This window comes from Bradyrhizobium sp. 155, from assembly GCF_023101105.1.
Taxonomy (GTDB): Bacteria; Pseudomonadota; Alphaproteobacteria; order Rhizobiales; family Xanthobacteraceae; genus Bradyrhizobium; species Bradyrhizobium canariense_D.
Window position 1 is genome coordinate 3,826,056 of the sequence record NZ_CP064704.1, and the last position, 17,134, is coordinate 3,843,189.

General features: G+C 63.9%; 21 protein-coding genes. 6 read left to right on the top strand and 15 right to left on the bottom strand.

Annotation, left to right across the window (positions count from 1 at the left end; translation table 11 throughout):
- The first annotated feature begins 84 nt into the window (after positions 1 to 84).
- Positions 85 to 237, top strand: a complete 153-nt coding sequence (locus tag IVA93_RS18670; RefSeq protein WP_007590908.1) for a hypothetical protein — start codon at positions 85 to 87, stop codon at positions 235 to 237.
- On the opposite strand, the gene IVA93_RS18675 is transcribed toward IVA93_RS18670, so the two are convergent.
- Genes IVA93_RS18675 through pxpB form a run of 3 tightly spaced genes read right to left on the bottom strand, consistent with a single transcriptional unit; the run spans position 238 to position 2,806 of the window.
- On the bottom strand, positions 238 to 1,008 hold the full coding sequence (locus tag IVA93_RS18675; RefSeq protein WP_247789901.1) for a LamB/YcsF family protein: 771 nt from the start codon (positions 1,006 to 1,008) through the stop codon (positions 238 to 240).
- Positions 1,009 to 1,040: 32 nt separating this feature from the next.
- Complete coding sequence (locus IVA93_RS18680; protein WP_018457912.1) at positions 1,041 to 2,078, bottom strand: 5-oxoprolinase subunit C family protein; 1,038 nt, start codon at positions 2,076 to 2,078, stop codon at positions 1,041 to 1,043.
- Complete coding sequence (gene pxpB, locus IVA93_RS18685) at positions 2,075 to 2,806, bottom strand: 5-oxoprolinase subunit PxpB (protein ID WP_085353084.1); 732 nt, start codon at positions 2,804 to 2,806, stop codon at positions 2,075 to 2,077. Before pxpB ends, IVA93_RS18680 begins: the two co-directional genes overlap by 4 nt.
- 247 nt (positions 2,807 to 3,053) lie before the next feature.
- Here pxpB and IVA93_RS18690 point away from each other — a divergent pair, with 247 nt between their 5' ends.
- Complete coding sequence (locus IVA93_RS18690) at positions 3,054 to 3,752, top strand: ribonuclease activity regulator RraA (protein ID WP_018457910.1); 699 nt, start codon at positions 3,054 to 3,056, stop codon at positions 3,750 to 3,752.
- A 25-nt stretch (positions 3,753 to 3,777) separates the two neighbouring features.
- Entirely contained in the window at positions 3,778 to 4,182 is a 405-nt protein-coding gene (locus IVA93_RS18695) for a (R)-mandelonitrile lyase (protein WP_018457909.1), read from the top strand.
- A gap of 143 nt (positions 4,183 to 4,325) precedes the next feature.
- Here the strand turns inward: IVA93_RS18695 and IVA93_RS18700 are convergent, their stop codons facing one another.
- From IVA93_RS18700 to IVA93_RS18710, 3 genes are all read right to left on the bottom strand, one after another.
- On the bottom strand, positions 4,326 to 4,676 hold the full coding sequence (locus IVA93_RS18700; protein ID WP_007590916.1) for a hypothetical protein: 351 nt from the start codon (positions 4,674 to 4,676) through the stop codon (positions 4,326 to 4,328).
- Between the two features lie 177 nt (positions 4,677 to 4,853).
- Positions 4,854 to 5,762 (bottom strand): DUF2147 domain-containing protein, encoded by a 909-nt coding sequence (locus IVA93_RS18705; RefSeq protein WP_247336706.1) that lies wholly within the window; start codon positions 5,760 to 5,762, stop codon positions 4,854 to 4,856.
- Positions 5,763 to 5,934: 172 nt separating this feature from the next.
- Positions 5,935 to 6,717, bottom strand: a complete 783-nt coding sequence (locus IVA93_RS18710) for a transporter substrate-binding domain-containing protein (RefSeq protein WP_018457907.1) — start codon at positions 6,715 to 6,717, stop codon at positions 5,935 to 5,937.
- 138 nt (positions 6,718 to 6,855) lie between these two features.
- Here IVA93_RS18710 and IVA93_RS18715 point away from each other — a divergent pair, with 138 nt between their 5' ends.
- Positions 6,856 to 7,353, top strand: coding sequence for a DUF1993 domain-containing protein (locus IVA93_RS18715; protein WP_018457906.1), 498 nt, complete (start codon positions 6,856 to 6,858; stop codon positions 7,351 to 7,353).
- Between the two features lie 33 nt (positions 7,354 to 7,386).
- On the opposite strand, the gene IVA93_RS18720 is transcribed toward IVA93_RS18715, so the two are convergent.
- From IVA93_RS18720 to IVA93_RS18745, 6 genes are all read right to left on the bottom strand, one after another.
- Positions 7,387 to 7,866 carry a hypothetical protein gene (locus IVA93_RS18720; protein ID WP_247336703.1) on the bottom strand — a complete coding sequence of 160 codons (480 nt, stop codon included), beginning with the start codon at positions 7,864 to 7,866 and terminating at the stop codon, positions 7,387 to 7,389.
- Positions 7,867 to 8,051: 185 nt separating this feature from the next.
- Positions 8,052 to 9,041, bottom strand: a complete 990-nt coding sequence (locus IVA93_RS18725) for a hydroxyacid dehydrogenase (RefSeq protein WP_018457904.1) — start codon at positions 9,039 to 9,041, stop codon at positions 8,052 to 8,054.
- 33 nt (positions 9,042 to 9,074) lie between these two features.
- On the bottom strand, positions 9,075 to 10,175 hold the full coding sequence (locus IVA93_RS18730; protein WP_247336700.1) for an ABC transporter ATP-binding protein: 1,101 nt from the start codon (positions 10,173 to 10,175) through the stop codon (positions 9,075 to 9,077).
- 6 nt (positions 10,176 to 10,181) lie between these two features.
- Positions 10,182 to 11,093, bottom strand: a complete 912-nt coding sequence (locus IVA93_RS18735) for a carbohydrate ABC transporter permease (RefSeq protein ID WP_018457902.1) — start codon at positions 11,091 to 11,093, stop codon at positions 10,182 to 10,184.
- Entirely contained in the window at positions 11,093 to 12,031 is a 939-nt protein-coding gene (locus IVA93_RS18740) for a carbohydrate ABC transporter permease (protein WP_007590928.1), read from the bottom strand. Before IVA93_RS18740 ends, IVA93_RS18735 begins: the two co-directional genes overlap by 1 nt.
- A 148-nt stretch (positions 12,032 to 12,179) precedes the next feature.
- A complete protein-coding gene (locus IVA93_RS18745) occupies positions 12,180 to 13,520 on the bottom strand; it encodes an ABC transporter substrate-binding protein (protein WP_026233460.1) in 1,341 nt (446 codons plus the stop codon).
- 483 nt (positions 13,521 to 14,003) lie between these two features.
- On the opposite strand from IVA93_RS18745, the gene IVA93_RS18750 reads away from it, so the two are divergent.
- Positions 14,004 to 14,795, top strand: a complete 792-nt coding sequence (locus tag IVA93_RS18750; protein WP_247539345.1) for a Spy/CpxP family protein refolding chaperone — start codon at positions 14,004 to 14,006, stop codon at positions 14,793 to 14,795.
- 111 nt (positions 14,796 to 14,906) lie between these two features.
- A complete protein-coding gene (locus tag IVA93_RS18755; RefSeq protein WP_026233459.1) occupies positions 14,907 to 15,284 on the top strand; it encodes a response regulator in 378 nt (125 codons plus the stop codon).
- 61 nt (positions 15,285 to 15,345) lie between these two features.
- On the opposite strand, the gene IVA93_RS18760 is transcribed toward IVA93_RS18755, so the two are convergent.
- The 3 genes from IVA93_RS18760 to glk form a co-directional block, all read right to left on the bottom strand.
- On the bottom strand, positions 15,346 to 15,510 hold the full coding sequence (locus IVA93_RS18760) for a hypothetical protein (protein WP_162847220.1): 165 nt from the start codon (positions 15,508 to 15,510) through the stop codon (positions 15,346 to 15,348).
- A gap of 142 nt (positions 15,511 to 15,652) precedes the next feature.
- The gene (locus tag IVA93_RS18765; RefSeq protein WP_018457896.1) at positions 15,653 to 15,856 is read right to left on the bottom strand and encodes a hypothetical protein; all 204 of its coding nucleotides are present in this window, start codon (positions 15,854 to 15,856) and stop codon (positions 15,653 to 15,655) included.
- 143 nt (positions 15,857 to 15,999) lie between these two features.
- The gene (glk, locus tag IVA93_RS18770; RefSeq protein ID WP_018457895.1) at positions 16,000 to 16,971 is read right to left on the bottom strand and encodes a glucokinase; all 972 of its coding nucleotides are present in this window, start codon (positions 16,969 to 16,971) and stop codon (positions 16,000 to 16,002) included.
- Positions 16,972 to 17,134 lie beyond the last annotated feature (163 nt).

Here is a 17,134-nt window from a genome sequence, read left to right on the forward strand (position 1 = left end):
CCGCATCGCTATTTCCGCCGGTCTCTTGCCCGCCACCCCGGTTGATCCTTCATAATCGTCCGAATGGGGCGTTGGAGATCGACCATGCGCGAACTATCGGCGGAAGCCAGGCTGCACTTCTACGCGCGCTCGCTCTCGCGGCGGACCGGTGCGAGCGTGCATCATGCCGCAATGTACAGCGCCTTCGCCGTCATCGCCGCGATCGTGTTCGGCACGCTGTCGGTACACCCGTTCTGATCACGCTCCGCGCTTGAACGGCGCGACCTCGATCCCTGCATCCTTCAAAGCCTGCCGCAGACCGCGCGCGATGTCGACGGCGCCCGGCGTATCGCCGTGGATGCAGACCGTGTCGGTGCGCATGTTGATGACCTTGCCGGTGACCGAGACCACCGCGCCGTCCTGCACCATGCGCACCACGCGGTCGGCGATGGCCTTGGCGTCATGCAGCACTGCACCGGGCTTCTTGCGCGAGACGAGATTGCCGTCGTCCTCATAGGCGCGGTCGGCGAACACCTCGTGCACCATCGGCAGATTGGCGGCTTCGCCGGCCTTCACCAGCTTGGAATTGGCGAGCACGACGAAAATCAGGCTCGGGTCGACCGCCTTGATGCCGGCGGCGATCGCCTTCGCCGTCATGTCGTCCTCGCAGGCGACGTTGGAGAGCGCGCCATGCGCCTTCACATGCGTTACCTTGTGGCCGGCCGCGGTCGCGATCGCCTGCAGCGCGCCGATCTGGTAGGCGACGAGGTTCTCGATCTCGGAGGCCTTCAGGCCCGCGATCGGATGGCGGCCGAAGCCGTGCAGGTCGCGATAGCCAGGATGCGCGCCGACCGAGACGCCGCGCGCCTTCGCCAGCTCGACCGTTCGGCGCATGATGTCGGGGTCGCCCGCGTGGAAGCCGCAGGCGACGTTGACCGAGCTCGCCAGCTCGATCATGGCGGCATCATTGCCCATCTCCCAAGCGCCAAAACCTTCGCCGAGATCGCAATTCAGATCGATCGTCTTCATGGGTTGCTCTCCGTCTCTGGTCGTCTTGTCGTTTACGGCTCGGCCGCGACCTGCCAGGTCCCGGCGTCGACGGCACTGACAGCATAGCCCGCGACGTTGGCATCGCTGAGCGCTTCGATGTTGAGCGCCACGGTGTCGGCAGAACGCAGGCGATCGGGCAGGTTGCGAATCAGCTGCGCAAATTTCTTCGCCTCGTCCTGCGCCTCGGCCATGCTGACCGCCTTGAAGCGGAACGCCGTTCCCGCTGAGGTCTGCGCGAGACGGCCGACGTCGGCCGTGATCACGGTCGCGATCTTCGGGTAGCCGCCGGAGGTGCCGCGATCCATCATCAGCGCGATCGGCGCGCCGTTGCCGGGCACCTGGATGCTGCCGTTGACCGTGCCGTCGGAGACGATGTTGTGGCCGTGCAGATGCTTGATCGCGGGACCTTCCAGCCGGTAGCCCATGCGATCGGAGGTCGCCGAGATCTTCCACTCGCTGTCGAGGAACAGCGCCTTGTTGGCGTCGTCGAACTCGTCGTCCTGCGGACCCAGCAGGACGCGGATCGGACCGCTCGACGGCTTCGGCAGTTCGATGCGCTGTTCCGGTGCACCGCTTGCGGCATCGACGCTGAATTCGTCGTCGGCCTGCAGCGGGCGCGGGTAGGGGCTGCCGAGACCGGCACGGGCGTTGACTGCGAGACTGCCGAACACCGGCTCGCCCTTGATCCCGCCTTCGATCGCCAGATAGGTGAACGCACCGCCGCGAGCAAAACCCAGCGTCAGCGTCTCGCCGTCTTTCAGCGTCACCGATGTGTCCGTGGCGACCGGACTGCCGGCGATGTCCGCATTGCGCGGCGCGCCTGAGATCGCGACGCGCACGGCACCGTCGCGCGCGGTGAACGCGGCGCCGAACGGGCCGACCTCGACAGCGGCTGCGAACGGTTCGTTGCCGACAAGCGTGTTCGCCGCCGCGAGCGACAGGCGGTCCATCGCTCCGCTGACCGTCAGGCCATAGCGTTGCGCGCCATGGCGTCCGCCGTCCTGGACCGAGCTTGCGGGCCCGATGCTGGCGATCACGAGCCGGCTCATGCCACCACCTGCTCGGCAATGATCTCGCCGGCCTCGGCAGCGCGGTCCTGTTCCTCGAATGTCTTGTGGTCGATCGCGAAAAACGTCACGCGATCGCCGGGTTCGGTGAGGAAGGTCGGATTGCGGTGGAGCTGATAGGTCCGCACCGGCGTGCGGCCGAGCAGGTGCCAGCCGCTCGGGGCCGCCAGGCACTGGATTCCGGCCTGGATGCCGCCGATCGAGATCGTGCCGGCAGGCGTCAGCAGCCGTGGATTCTGCCGCCGCGACATCTGCAGGGATTTGTCGAGGCCGCTGAGATAGGACCAGCCCGGCGTGAAGCCGATCATGGCAACCTTGTAGTCGCCGGCGACGTGGCGCGCGACGATGTCGTCGGGTGTGGTGTTCAGCGCCTTCGCGACGTCCTCGAGGTCGATGCCGTGCTCGCCGCCATAGGCGACGGGAATTCGCCATCGGCGGGCCTTGGTGGCCGGCGGCAGCGGCTGGCTGGCGAGCGCGAGCAGCTTTTCGCCAAGTTCATCAAAGCCGATCTTGCCGGGATCGTAATGCACCAGCAGCGAGCGATAGGTCGGCACGGACTCGGTGATGCCATCGATCGGACTCGCTGCGAGCGCCTTGTCGAGCGCCAGCACGCGCTGGTTGGCGTCGTCGTCGATGGTACGGCTGAACTCGACCGTGACGGCGCTGTCGCCACTGGGCAGCAGGCGGGGCGGGGGAAGCGTCGCGGACATGGGCTGTCGAAATCGGGCTTCTGGAGATACGCGGGCTCGGCCTTGAGCTCCGCTTGTCCCTGCTTCGCGTAAATGCGCCCGCAAGTCCAATAAATTAATGCAGGGGGAGGCGATAAACCCTTGTTATCGCGACGCATAACTGCGCTGCGGCCCTGCATGATTGGTATCCTATTGGCCCTTGACGCAAGGCCCGCACCCCGCAAGATGCGCGCGTTCTTTCCCGCCCATCCGGAGCTCGTCTGTTTCCATGTCGCTGTCCCCCGAAGCCCGCAAGACCCTCGCCGGCATCACCACTGCCACCATCACCACGGTCCTGCTGAAGAAGGGCCTGCGCAACATCTGGATGCGCGGCGCGCGTCCGCTGCGTCCGGGTCTGCCGCGCCTGGTGGGACCGGCCTTCACGCTGCGCTTCGTGCCGGCGCGGGAGGATCTGGCGACGCCGGAGTCATGGTCGTCGCCGATCTCGACCCGCACCGCGATCGAGGCAATGCCGGAGGGCTGCATCGCCGTGGTCGACGCCATGGGCATCACCGACGCCGGCATCTTTGGCGACATCCTATGCGCGCGCATGATGAAGCGCGGCGTCACCGCACTCGTCACCGACGGTGTCGTGCGTGACGTCGAGGGCGTGCTCGGCACCAACCTGCCGGTCTGGTGCGACGGCTATGCCGCGCCGCCGTCAGTCGCCGGTCTGACCTTCGTCGGCTGGGGCGAGCCGATCGGCTGCGGCGGCGTTGCGGTGTTCCCGAACGACATCGTTGTTGCCGACCAGGACGGCTGCGTGCTGATCCCGCAGGCGATGCTCGAACAAGTGCTCAACGAGGGTGTCGAGCAGGAGCGGATGGAAGCCTGGATCGTCAACGAGGTGAACAATGGCGCGGTGCTCCCGGGCCTCTATCCCATGAACGCCGAGACCAAGGCGCGCTACGCAGCAAGCAAGAAGTAATCGGGAAAGAAGCGAGGTAATCCCAATGGAGATCACTGTTGCAGGCACGCGGCTGACCCGCCGCGCGCCCAAGGAAAATTTCACCGGCACCGTCTGGCAGGACCCGGTGATCATGGCGCCCGCGCCGGCACGGCTGAACTGCTCGCGTGTCTCGTTCGAGCCTGGCGCACGCACCAACTGGCATCATCATCCGCTCGGGCAGACCCTCTACGTCATCTCCGGTGTCGGCCGCGTTCAGACCAAAGGCGGGCCCGTCAGGGAGATCCGTCCCGGCGACACCGTCTGGATTCCGCCGGGTGAGGTGCACTGGCACGGCGGATCGCCGACCAACGGCATGTGCCATATCGCCATGCAAGAAGCGCTCGACGGCGTCTATTCGACGTGGCTGGAGCCGGTGAGCGACGCGGAGTATGGGGCCGCGTTGGGCTAGCTCTCGTGCCCCGGACAAGACGCATCGCCCCGCGGCGATGCGTCGCCGATCCGGGGCCCAAAACTTTTGACGGCATCAGGACTGCTGAGTCCCGGCTCTGCGCAGCAACGCTTCTCGTCGCTGCTTGTCCGGGGCACGACACCTTACATCCGCTCGGCGGTCCACGTTCCCGTGCACATGCTGCCGCGCCACGTGCCGGAGCCGGAGGTGCCGCTGAGGCGGCCGAAGCCGACGGCGCGCTTGATGCCGGTGCTCAAGGTGACATTGATGCTGCCGGCATCCGCGACGCGGCCCGACGCCGTCACCATTGCGCTGCTCGAGGCGATCTGACCGTTGTTGATGCCGATGGCGACGGTCGAGCCGTTGCCGCAGGTCTCGCTCGATGACGAGATGCGGACATTCCATGCGCCGTCGAATGTGCTGGCGCTGGCCTGCGCGGCCGGCAACGCGATGACTATGATTGTGGCGAAGAGAGCCTTGCGAAATCCGTTCATGACACGCCCCTAGGGTTGATCATGCGGGGATCGTGTCACGGACGCGGAACCGGCGATGTGAGGGCTGTCACGCGCGCGACGGGCTCTGTGATGTCGCGCACATCCCGGAAATCGAGGGGCAAAAGCAAAAGGGCCCGCATTGCGGGCCCTTTGTCTCGGTCAGAGTGTCGCGGGAAGTCAGTTCACCCGCGTCCAGGTCTGGCCGCCGCAGAACATGCCGCCGAAGGCGCAGCCCTGCACGCGCAGGCGATCGGTGCCCTTCAGCGCGATGGTTGAATCGTAGGTCGAGCCGGAGTTCGGATCGAGGATCCGGCCGGACCATTTTGGGTCCTTGTTCTGGTCCTTGCCGGGCTTCATGTTGATCAGAACCTGCTCGCCATTCTGGTTCGATTTCGAATCGACCGAGTAGCCGCAGAGATTGCTGCCGCATTGCTCGATGCGGACCTTGCCTTCCTTCTCCTCGGTGAGCCAGACGCCGAGCGGTGAATTGAGGTCGCGCGTGGCCGCGGTTGGGGTAGCCGGCGGCGCGACGGCGGCCGACTGAACGGGAGCAGGCGCCGGGACGGGAGGCCGAGATGGCGCCGGCGGCGCGACTGCGACCGTCGGGGCGGGCGGTGGAGGCGGGGCGGGCGGTACTGCGGCCACCGTCGGGGCAGCACTTGGGGCCGGCTGAGGCGGCGGCACAAGCGCCTCTTCGGCCGGAGCCTTGTTAGCCGTGGTGGCCGGAGGCGCTGGCGGGGCAGGAGGCGCCACGGCCACGGGGGCTTGGACGGGAGCTTGGACAGGGGCCTGCTCGGCCGCGGGCGGCGCCGTGACAGGTGTTGGGGCCGGCGCCGGATTGGCAGGCGGCTGCGGATCAGCCTTGGCCTGTTGCGGTGCCTGCGGGTCCGCTTTGGGAGCCCCCTTGGCATCGTTCTTGGCTTTCTTCGCCTTGCCCTGGCCGGTGTTGTCGTAGACGCCGGGGATTTGCACCGTGCCGCGGTCGGGATCAATGCGGATGGTGCGCCCGCCATAGTCGAAGGTGTACTGCGCCTGCGCAGCGGTGCTCGCCAAAAGGAATGCGGCCGTGGCCAACAGCTTCCTCATTTCGCATCTCCTGAAACAGGTGGTCCCCGCACCGACGCATACGCCCCGGTTCGATCGCAAAAAGTGATCTAGATCACTGTCACCGTATGAGTCGTGGCTTCTGCGTTTCGGGTTCAATAACACCGGAGCCGGTCCAAAGTTTGGCCGGCACAAGCGACAGGAGGACGCGGCCCTAATCGAACCAGGCGGCGTAGATCTTCTTGTAGCTGCCGTCCTGCATCGAAATATGCAGCCATTGATCGACGAAGGCCTTCAGCGCCATGTCGCGCTGGAGCCAATAGGCCTTCTCGGAAAAATCGAACGGCTTGTCGGGATGCACCGCGCAGAGCACGCCTTGATGCTGCTTCTGCTGGTAGCGCGTCTCCGAGGCGTCGGTCATCATCAGGTCGGCATTGCCCTTGGCGATCTCGTCGAAGATCACGGTATTGTCCGGGAAGACGGTGATGTCGGCGTCCTTGATGTTGGCACGCGCGAAGCGCTCGTTGGTGCCGCCGGGATTGACGATCACGCGGGTGCCCTTCTTGTCGATGTCGGTGATGCTCTGGTATTTGCCGACATCGGCACAGCGCGCGATCGGCGTCTTGCCCTCGCGCATGATCGGCGTGGAGAAGAAGCCCTTCTTCTGCCGGTCGAGCGTGACCGAGACGCCGCCCATGGCGATGTCGAACTGATCGGCCTCGAAATCCTTCATCAGCTTCGGCCAGGCCGTCGGCACGAATTCGACCTTGACGCCGAGCGCCTTGCCGAGTGCCTCCGCCATGTCGACATCGAAGCCACTGAATTGCTGCGTCGTCTTGTCGAGATAGGTGAAGGGCTTGTAGTCGCCAGTCATGCCGACGCGCAAAGTGCCGCGCTTGACTATCTCGTCGAGGCGGGACGGCGCCGTCTGCTGTGCGTGGGCCGAAAGGTTTGCCAGCAGGACCACGGCCAAAGTCGCCAGAATTCGAATGGTCATTCGAACGATCATCTCTTTTCCACCCATGTCCAAGCTGTCATTGTGCAGCTCTCGAGGCCTGTCTTGAGGCCTGGATTTAGACCAGATGCCCGTCTCTGGCGAGGCGGAATTGAAGGGAATTTTGAAGTGACGATCTCAATGTATGACGCCTCGGTCGGACTCTTCGTGCCGTATCTGCGCAACCTCTCCGCATTGCTCGACAAGGGCGTTGCCTATGCCGAGGCCCGGAAGTTCAACCCGGCCGTCCTGCTCGGCATGCGCATGGCGCCCGACATGTACGATCTGGCGCAACAGATCGGCGAGGCCTGTCGCCACGCCACGGTCGCCGCGGCCTTGCTCGCCGACCGCGAGCCGGTGGCGCTGCCGGTGCTGGAGCACGACATGGCCGGGCTCCAGGCCCGCATCGCGACGTCAATCGAGTTCATCGAAAGCCTGCCGCGCGCAGAGATCAATGCTGCGGCGGAGCGGAATGTCTTCTTCAGGCTGAAGAACGGGACCGAGTTGCCCTTCACCGGGCGGACGCTGCTGCTGACCTTCAGCGTTCCGCAGTTCTTCTTTCACGTCACGACCGCCTACGACCTGTTACGGCACGCAGGCGTCGAGCTCGTGAAGAAGGATTATCTCGGACGACGATAAGCCGAACCGGCATCCACTTCGCGCGAGAGCGCGCTAGGCTTCGCCCTTGCGCTCGTAATCGGCGAGCGAGCTGCGGCCGGCGATCTCGCTGCGCAGCTCTTCGAAGCGCCGATGCGCCTCGTCCTCATGCGCGTCGACGAAATGCACCGCGGCTTCGCCGGTCATCGGGCCGCTGACCACGGGCACGGACTGCTCGCCGATGGTCTCGTGGACGTAGAACTGGCCGTCATCGCCGCGATGGACCGTCCATTTCAGACGGATCGCCACCATCGGCCCGGGGCCGACCTTGCTGTAGCCGTCGGCGTCGGCGTGCTCCGGCACCAGCGGCTGCTCCTCGACCACCGGATGCTCGTCGACCATCGGGTGCTCGTCCGCGACCCCATGCTCACCAGCAACCACCATTTCAGTCACGGTGACAGTCTCGGTCTCGCGCACGACGAGGACGGGTTCAGGATGCTCCAGGATGCTGGCGATGGTCGCCAACGCGTGGTCGGTCGGGTCGATCTCTGACAAGGGTCCATCCTCCAGCTCGACGCGGCCGGCAAGTCTGTCCCACCGCCGCCGCGGCCGGACCTATTACGCGGGTTTGATTAAGGCTGAGTGAGGGCTCGATCTGCACCAAAATGGGACTCATTCTGGCGTTCCGAAGGCGGGGGGCAGCCGCCCGCCCAGGAGAACCGCCTAGCCCGGAGATGCGCTCAGCCCAGGACATCCTGATTGATGATGTTCTGCCGGATAGGATCGCCGTCCAGCACACTCAGGATGTTGCGCGCGGTCTGCTCGCTCATCCGGCTCACCGCCTCGACCGTCACGCCGGCGACGTGGGGAGCCATGATGACGTTGGGCAGCGCGAACAGCGCGTTGCTGACCGGTGGCGGCTCCACCTCGAACACGTCGATGCCGGCACCGGCGAGCTTGCCCGAGACCAGCGCGTCGTACAGCGCCGCCTCCTTCACGATGCCGCCGCGTGCGGTGTTGATGAGGTAGGATTTCGGCTTCATCCGGCCGATCCGCGCCGCATCGAACAGGCCGACTGTCTCCGGCGTCTTCGGGCAGTGGATGGTGACGAAATCGGCGTGAGGCAGCGCGGCATCGAGATCGGCGACCGGCTCGCAGCCTGCTGCCTTGATCTCTGCGGCTGCCTTGTAGGGATCATAGACCTGCACATTCATGTCCATCGCCAGGCAGCGCTTGGCGGTGCGGGTGCCGATGCGGCCGAAGCCGATGATGAGGACGGTCTTGCCGTAGAGATCGAACGGCAGCATGCCGAGACGGTCCGCCCATTTGCCGTCTTTCACGCAGGCGTGCATCTCCTGCGCGCGTTTTGCCAGTGTCAGCATCATGAACAGCGCCTGTTCGGCGACCGAGGGCGAGTTCGCGCTGCCGGCGACCATCAGCGGCACCTTGCGGCGGGAGAGGGCGGGGACGTCGACGGCGTCGTAACCGACGCCGATCCGGGTCACCACCTTCATGTCCTTCGAGGCTTCGAGCTCGGTCTCGCCGAAAGCGGTGGCGCCGAGCGCCACGCCATGGACCGGCGCGTGGCTCTTCAGCAAGGCCTCGAAATCCCTGGCGGAGATCAGGTTCGGAAACTCGATGAGCTCGATATCATCTCGCTGGGTGAGGAGGGCGCGCGCCCCTTGCGACAAAGTTTGCGTGACAAAAATTTTCTTCTTGTTGGTCGACATCGTCCCTACCTGCGCGAGTTTCTTGGCCGGCCGTCACAAGACGGCGCCGGTCGCCTCGTTTAGCAGGTGCATATTGTTGAGGTCCATCGCCAAACGCATGGGTGCTCCGTCCTTGGCGCCCGCATTGGGATCGACACGGCCGCAGACGGGCGTGCCTTCCAGTCCGAAATAGACCAGCGTCTCCATTCCCATCGGCTCGGTGACATCAAGCACGGTGTCGAAGGTCTCGACACCCGGCTCGAGATGCGCATGCGATTCCGTGAGATGTTCGGGACGGATGCCGAGCAACAGGTTTTCAGATCGGGGCAGCGCGCTGTAACGGGCGGCGCGGGCCGGCGGCAACGGGAATGAGATGCGATCCGTCAGGCGGACGTTGAGCTTGCCGCCGACGTCCTCGAGACGGCACGGAATGAAGTTCATCGCCGGCGAGCCAATGAAGCCCGCGACGAAGCGCGTCGCCGGCTTGTGGTAGAGCTCGTTCGGGGTGCCGATCTGCTCGATCCGACCCTTGTTCATCACCACGACGCGATCAGCCAGCGTCATCGCCTCGACCTGGTCGTGGGTGACGTAGACCGTCGTGGTGCGCACTTTCTGGTGCACCTTCTTGATCTCGATCCGCATCTGCACGCGCAGCTTGGCGTCGAGATTGGACAGCGGTTCGTCGAACAGGAAGACCTTTGGGTTGCGCACGATGGCCCGCCCCATGGCGACGCGCTGGCGCTGGCCGCCGGAGAGCTGCTTCGGCTTGCGGTCGATCAGGTCGGTGATGTCGAGGAGGCGGGCGGCTTCCGTCACCCGCGCCTTGATCTCGGCCTTGGGATAGTGCTTGAGCCGCAGCCCGAACGACATGTTCTCCGCGACCGTCATGTGCGGGTAGAGCGCGTAGTTCTGAAACACCATCGCGATGTCGCGGTCCTTCGGCGGCACGTCGTTGACGACGTCCCCGCCGATCATGATGTCGCCGTCGGTGATGTCCTCGAGTCCCGCGATCATCCGCAAGGTCGTCGACTTGCCGCAGCCGGAGGGGCCGACGAGCACGATGAACTCATGGTCAGAGATGTCGAGATCGATGCCGCGCACCGCCTCGACGTCGTCGTAACGCTTGACCACCTTCCGCAACGCAACCTCAGCCATAAGACATCAACCCTTTGTGGCGCCGGCGGTCAGGCCGGCAATGTAATAGTCCATCAGGAAGGCGTAGATGACCAGCGGCGGGGCAGCGCCAAGCAGCGCGCCGGTCATGATCTGCCCCCAGTTGAAGACGTCGCCCTTGATCAGCGTGGTGGTGATGCCGACCGGCAGCACGAGCTGGTCGATGGATGTCGTGAACACCAGCGGATAGAGGAACTGCGCCCAGGACACGGTGAAGGCGAAGATGGTCGCTGCGATCAGGCCAGGGAGGGCAACCGGAATGAAAATCCGCGTCAGGGTCTGGAGCCAGGAGGCGCCGTCGATGAGAGCCGCCTCGTCCAGCTCCTTCGGGATCGAGGCGAAATAACCGATCATGATCCAGGTGCAGAACGGCACGGTCAGCGTCGGATAGATGAACACCAGCACGTACCAGCGGTTGAGAAGGGTGATGCCGGTGACGTCCTGGACCACCGCGAGCATCTTGAACAAGGGAATGAACAGGAGGCTGTCCGGGATCAGATAGGTGAGAAAGACCCCGGTCGCGAGCGTCGCCGAGCCCCAGAACTTCATCCGCGCCAATGCAAACGCCGCCGGAATGCTGATCAGCATCGTCACGATCACGACCACGATCGAGATCATCGACGAATTCCAGAAGAATCGCAGGAACTGGTTCGAGGTCAATAGCTCCACATAGTTCGACAGCGTCGGATGAAATACCCACCACGGATTGGTGGCGGCCGAGATCTCCGCGCTGCTCTTGAGCGAGGTGATCAGCATGTAGATCGGCGGGATCAGGAAGAAGATCGCAAACAGCACCAGGAAAAAGTAGGACCAGCGCAACGCCCAGGTGCGGTCGCGGCTCATGCTTCGAAGCTTGACCTTGCGTGTCGGTCCGGCCTTGTCGATTGCGAGCGTGCTCATCAGGCTTCGTTCCCACGTTTGTTGACATCGCGCAGGATGAAGACCGCTGCGACGGCGAGGATCGGCACCATGAACAGCGAGACGCAGGCGCCGAGCGGAATGTCGCTGCTCTGGATGCCGACCTGGAACGCCCAGGTGGCGAACAAATGCGTCCGGTCCAGCGGACCGCCGGAGGTGAGGATGCGCACGATGTCGAAATTGGCGAAAGTGACGATCAGCGAGAACAGCGTGGTGATGGCGATGATGTTGCGCATCATCGGCAGGGTGATGTGCCAGATCTTCTGCCACCAATTGGCGCCGTCGATCGCTGCGGCTTCGTAGAGCTGGTCGGGTACGGATTTCAAGGCGGCCAGGTACATGATCAGGAAGAACGGCGCGCCGTACCAGACGTTGACGAGGATGACGGAGAAACGCGCCCAGAAGGTGTCACCGAGCCACGGGATCGGACCGATGCCGAAGAACGACAGCGTATAGTTGAAGGCGCTGTAGGAGGGATCGAACAGCCACAGCCATGCCAGCGTGCTCATCGCCGGTGGGATCACCCAAGGCACCAGCAGCATGCCGCGCCATTTACGTTGCTTCTTGCCGGGAATGTTGTGGACGAAATGCGCGACGATGAAGCCGATCAGCGCCTTGAAGACCACGGCGGTAATCGCAAAAATGCAGGACTGTCTCACCACCATCCAGAACGTTTCGCGCTTGAACAGGAAGGTGAAGTTGCTGAGACCGACGAACTTCGTCATCGCCTTGTTCAGCGTCGCCAGGTAGACCGAATAGAAGGCGGGATAGAGCACGAGCAGGGCGATCAGGAGGATCAGCGGCAGCGTCAGGAAGAACGCGACGGTCGATTTCCGTCCCATTGCATTGCGCAGGCTCGCCCGTTTGCGCGGGCTCGCAGCTCGAGCGGGACGGCCTTGCTCAACGACGACATCGGCCATGACGTTAGCCTCTTTTGCAGGACACGTAGCAGGACATGTAGGACGGCGAAGCCGGCGCAGCCGTCGGCTTCATTCGGCAAGCGGATCGAGCGAGTGGGGCCTCGGCGGCTCACGCGCGAAGCGTGAACCGCCATGGCACATACCCGGCTCAGGTTCGCATGAAGCCTTCGCACTCGCCTTCGGCCCAGGCGAGCGCGGTTTCCAACTTCTCTCCTTGCGCAAAGCGCAGCGCCATCTTGGTCAGCGTCGCCTGGAAGTAGATCTGCTGGGCGATCTTCGGCGGCGCCGGAGACGCGGCGATCGACATCGTCTGCTGCTTGTAGGGATCCGGATAGTGGAAGAGCGTGCCCTTCGGCGGCCCTTCCTCGGCCCAGGTCTTGAACTTCGTCATGTTCGCGTAGGCCGGGAGATCGTACCCGCCGCTTGCCGCGACGAACTTCTCGATCGCCGCCGGCGAGGACAGGTGAACAAGCAAGCTCTTGGCCGCTTCCTTGTTCTTGCCAAAGGCCCAGACGCCCCAGAAGTACGGCAGGAAGGGCGCAAAACGTCCCTTCGGACCGGACGGGAAGCCGTGCGTCCAGCACTGTTCGGCGACTTGCGGTGCGTCGCGCTTGGCGACCGCCCAGGCACTCGGCGGATTCAGGATCATCGCCCCGCGGCCCGAGATCAGCCATTTGTTGTTGGAGGCATCGTCCCAGGACGGCGCGTCGGTGGGCAGGACGGCGATCAGCTTCTTGTAGAATTCGAGCGCCTGCCGCACTGCATCGGTCTTGACGGTGATATCGCCCTTGGCGTTGACGAGCTCGGCGCCGAACGACTGGAAGATCGCGCCGGCGGTGTCGACGCTGTCGGTGGTCTCGCCGAGACCGATGCCGAAGGGGAAGCCGGCCTTGTGGCAGGCCTCGGCCGCCTTCAGGAACGTCTCCATGGTCCAGTTGTCTGCTTTCGGCGGAGCGCCGACTGGATACATCTCCTGCACGTCGATGCCGGCGTGTTTCTTCATGAGATCTATGCGGGAGCAGGGGCCCTTGATCTGGCTTCCCGGCGTCGCGGGCACTGCGAGCCATTTGCCGCCCGACCGCCCGAGATATTTGACGGTGTCGTTCACCTCGCCGTTCTGCTTGATGAGCGGCTCCATGACGTCGTTGAGCGGTTCGAGATTCTCGGAATAGGCGTGCGGCCACCAGCTCGGCATCTGGAGAATGTCGTGACCGGACTTGGCCTGGGCTTCGGCCGCTGCCGTCAGCTCGATCTTCTTGTTGTTGCTGGTGATGTAGTCGATCGAGACTTCGACCTTCTCCTTCTCGCCCCATTCCTTGACGAGCGCGGTGGAGGCATCGTTGGCGCCGGGCACCCAGTGGTCCCAGAAGCCGATCGAGAGCTTGCCGGCGGCGTAAGCGCCTCGGACATAGGGCGCCGTGATCAGCGCCGCGGAGGACATTGCAGTGGCAGCCACAAATTGACGTCGCGTCAGTGTCTTGCGTGACATCTCGTTTCCTCGCTTGGGTGTTTTATTGTTCTGGCGTTCCTCTGAACTCTTCCGAGTTCTGCTTTTGATTTTCTTTTCGAAAGTTTCTTGTTCGACGTTTCTTGTTGATGCCGTCGGCTTCGAAGGCAAATTGGTAGCGCGATCAGATCATGATTGATTGCGTCTGTCGAGAAAACCGAACGGCTTGCGCCTAGAACTAACGTTGTGTCCGGGAACGCGGCAGCGCCCTCGACCTCATGCGCGGACCATGAACCACGGCCGGTTGTTTTGCGACGCACACTTGGCGCTGGCGCGCCCGACCGACATGTGCGCAATTACGCCGCAGTTTCCAAGGAGCCTGCATAAGCACCTCGCGGCAAACACTTTTCGGGCGTGGATAGCATTTGTCGGCGCCTAGACCTCGAAGCGGTGAAAACGATAGAGTTGCAGCTGGCGGGTGGTTCTCATCCCCAAGAGCCTAATCAGATCGAGATGGAGACCAGAATGATCAACCCGGCGCCGCCCGCGCGGCTTTACCTGCGACGATGGTTCGCGCTGGGGTCCGTTTTCGTGTTGCTGCTCGGCGCAGCCGCGGTGGCGAACGCTCAAGGCCTGGTCAAAGGGGTTCAGGAAGGAGCGGCGGCCGGGAACAAGGCGGCGGGTCCGGTCGGCGGCGTGCTTGGCGGCGCGATCGGCGGCGTGGTCGGTGTTTTCACCGGCGTGCTCGGCGTTGGCAATAATGGCAATCAGGCGCCTGCCGCCAGAGATCCGAGCAAGGATGCAAGCAAGGATGCGGCCAAGGACGCCAAGCAGGGCGCCGGCAAGGACAAAGAAGCCAAGAGCGCCAAGGCGGGCAAGGGCGCCAAGGCGAGCAAGGAGGCGAAGAACGCGCCGCAGGACAAGGATGTCACGGTCCTCACCCAGACCGGCGCGCCGCAATTGACCGCCGACCAGATCGTCACCAACAGCGACTCCTATATCGAGCGGATCAAGACCGAGCTGAACCTCACGCCCGAGCAGGAGAAGCACTGGTACGGTTTCTCGAGCGCCATGCACTACCTCGGGCATAACGGTGCCGAGCGGCTCAACCTGCGGGTTGCGCGCGCCAAGCGGGATCCTCCCGACGACATCGTCGAGCAGATGCGCAACGAGGCCCAATTCCTGATCGACCGCGCTGCCGACCAGCGCAATGTCGCCGACGCCGCCGAGCCCCTCTATTCGAGCCTCGATGACAAACAAAAGCAGGTGTTCGTGCAGGAGATGGTGCGGCTCAGCCACGAACGAGGATTGGATTGATCAAGTGGAATCGGATCGGGCGGGTCGAATTAACGGACCCCGCCACGAATTAGTGAATCCTCTTCGCGATTCGGTTATGATTAGCTTGGGAAGCTGATGGGCGGGGTTGATATGGCGGACGGACTCTCCGTTTTCCTGGTCGAAGACGAGACGTTGATCCGGATGATGATGACGGACATGGTGGAGGAACTCGGCCACCACGTCATCGCGGAAGCGGATAATGTTCGGGACGCCAGCGCTTTCGCCATGACCGCGCAGTACGATCTTGCGATCCTCGACATCAATCTCAAGGGCCTCTACGTCGATCCGGTCGCCGATCTGATCGAGCGTCGCGGGAAGCCGTTTTTGTTCGCCACGGGCTACGGTCCGGAGCTGCTGCCGTCCTTGCTCAGGCGCCGGCCGATCCTGCGCAAGCCGATTTCGATCGATCAGCTCAAGGCGATGATCGATTCGATGTTTCCGGAAGCGGCAGCGAAGACGCCGAACTGAGACCAAAATGAAAATGGCCGCCCACAGGGGCGGCCATTTCGCGACGGAATTCGTCGCGGCTTCACATCAGGCCGGCGCCGAGATCGATGCCGCGCGCCATCAGGCCGAACGAGGCGACCAGGCCCGTGCAGCAAAACAGCAAGATGGTCTTGAACGAAGAAAACGAAGAATCGGCCAAACGCGTTTCGCTGGTGGCCGGCATCGCGGCGATCGAAATCATGCTCATGTTCATTCCCCCCTTTGTTGCCCCTGAATTGGATCAGGTGGGGAACTCCTAGAGCAAAAAGTTTGACGCGAGCTTTCGAGGGATCGTTAACGAAATCGCAATCGATACCGCATTTTCGGGCACTGGAGTGCGATCACGCGTTTCAGTGGCGCCCGTTCTTCAGCACCGTGGCGATGGTGTGGGCCGTCATGGCGGCGCGGTCCGAAGCGCGCTGGGCTGCGAGGCGGTCACGCGCCTTTTCCTCGATCAAGAGCTCGATCAGGGCCAGCCGCTTGCCCTCGTCGTCCGCCTCGAGCAGCAGGCGGTGATAGCGGTGATAGTCGAAACCCAGATCCTGCTTACGCATGTCACGCCCCCGCAACTACGCCACGCACAAGCTAGGATTGTTTCTCATCCGGGACGTGCGCGCAAGCACGATCCCGCGTCGCGCGCGCGTGCCGCGCAATCAGCTGTGCATGACTGGAACCCGCGGACGGAGGCGCGCGCCGTTTAAGGCTGGTTGTGCTCCGCGAACATCGTCAGGCCGAGGAAACTCGCATCAGGTTTCGTGACCAGTCTGGTCGGGATGTCGCGCAGATAGTCCTGGAAGCGTCCCTTGGCTTCGAAGCGCGCCCGGAATGCGGAGGCTGCGAGGAAGTCAGGAAAGCGCGGCACGATTCCGCCGGCGATATAAACGCCGCCGCGTGCGCCGAAGGTCACCGCGAGATTGCCCGCGACCGAGCCGAGGATGGCGCAAAACATCTCCAGCGTCTTGCGGCTGAGCTCGCAACTGCCTTCCAGGGCGGCCTTCGTGATGGCGGCAGCATCGCGATGCGGCACCTGAGCGCCTTCCACCTCGGCCAGCGCCTCGTACAGGCTTTGCAGGCCCGAACCGGACAACGCGCCACGCTCGATGGAGACATGGCCGAGGCGTCGGCGCATGCACGCGATCACGCGTTCCTCGCGCTCGTCCTCCGCCGGCAGGGTCGCGTGGCCTGCCTCGGTGACGACGGCCAGCCGTGAGCCGTGGCGCTCGACCAGGCAGGACACGCCAAAGCCGGTTCCGGGGCCAACCACCAGCAACGGCTCTCCGGGAAGGCCATCCTGTCCGCCGAGCGGGATCAGGTCGGCGGGCTGCAGGGCGGGCAGGGACCAGGCCACCACCTCGAAATCGTTAAGAACATGGACGCTGTCGAAGCCGAGGGCCGGCTGAAGCTCGTTGCCGTCGATGACCCATGGGCTGTTGGTCATGACGCAGCGGTTGTTGGTCACCGGTCCTGCGACGGCCAGCACGGCCCTTGGGGGCGGTTGGCCGTGGCAGCGACGCGCGAGAACATCGGCAATGGCTTCCCGGACGGTCGGGAAGTCTGCCACTTTGACGTAGTCGATCGGTCCGGTCTGATCGCCCTGACTGAGCGCGAAGCGCGCATTGGTGCCGCCGATATCGGCGAGAAGAATCTGTCCTGTCTTGCCGATGGTCATGTGCGTATGGCTGCCGCAGCCTTTCCGGCTGCGGGAACCGCTTCCTCCGCTCTATCCGATCGCAAGACGCGAACGGCTGTCAGAATCCGTCCCCGGGTGGATCTAGTCAACACGCATCAGCCCAAACCGTTGCATCCCGGGACCGACGGGGCGCATTCGCGCA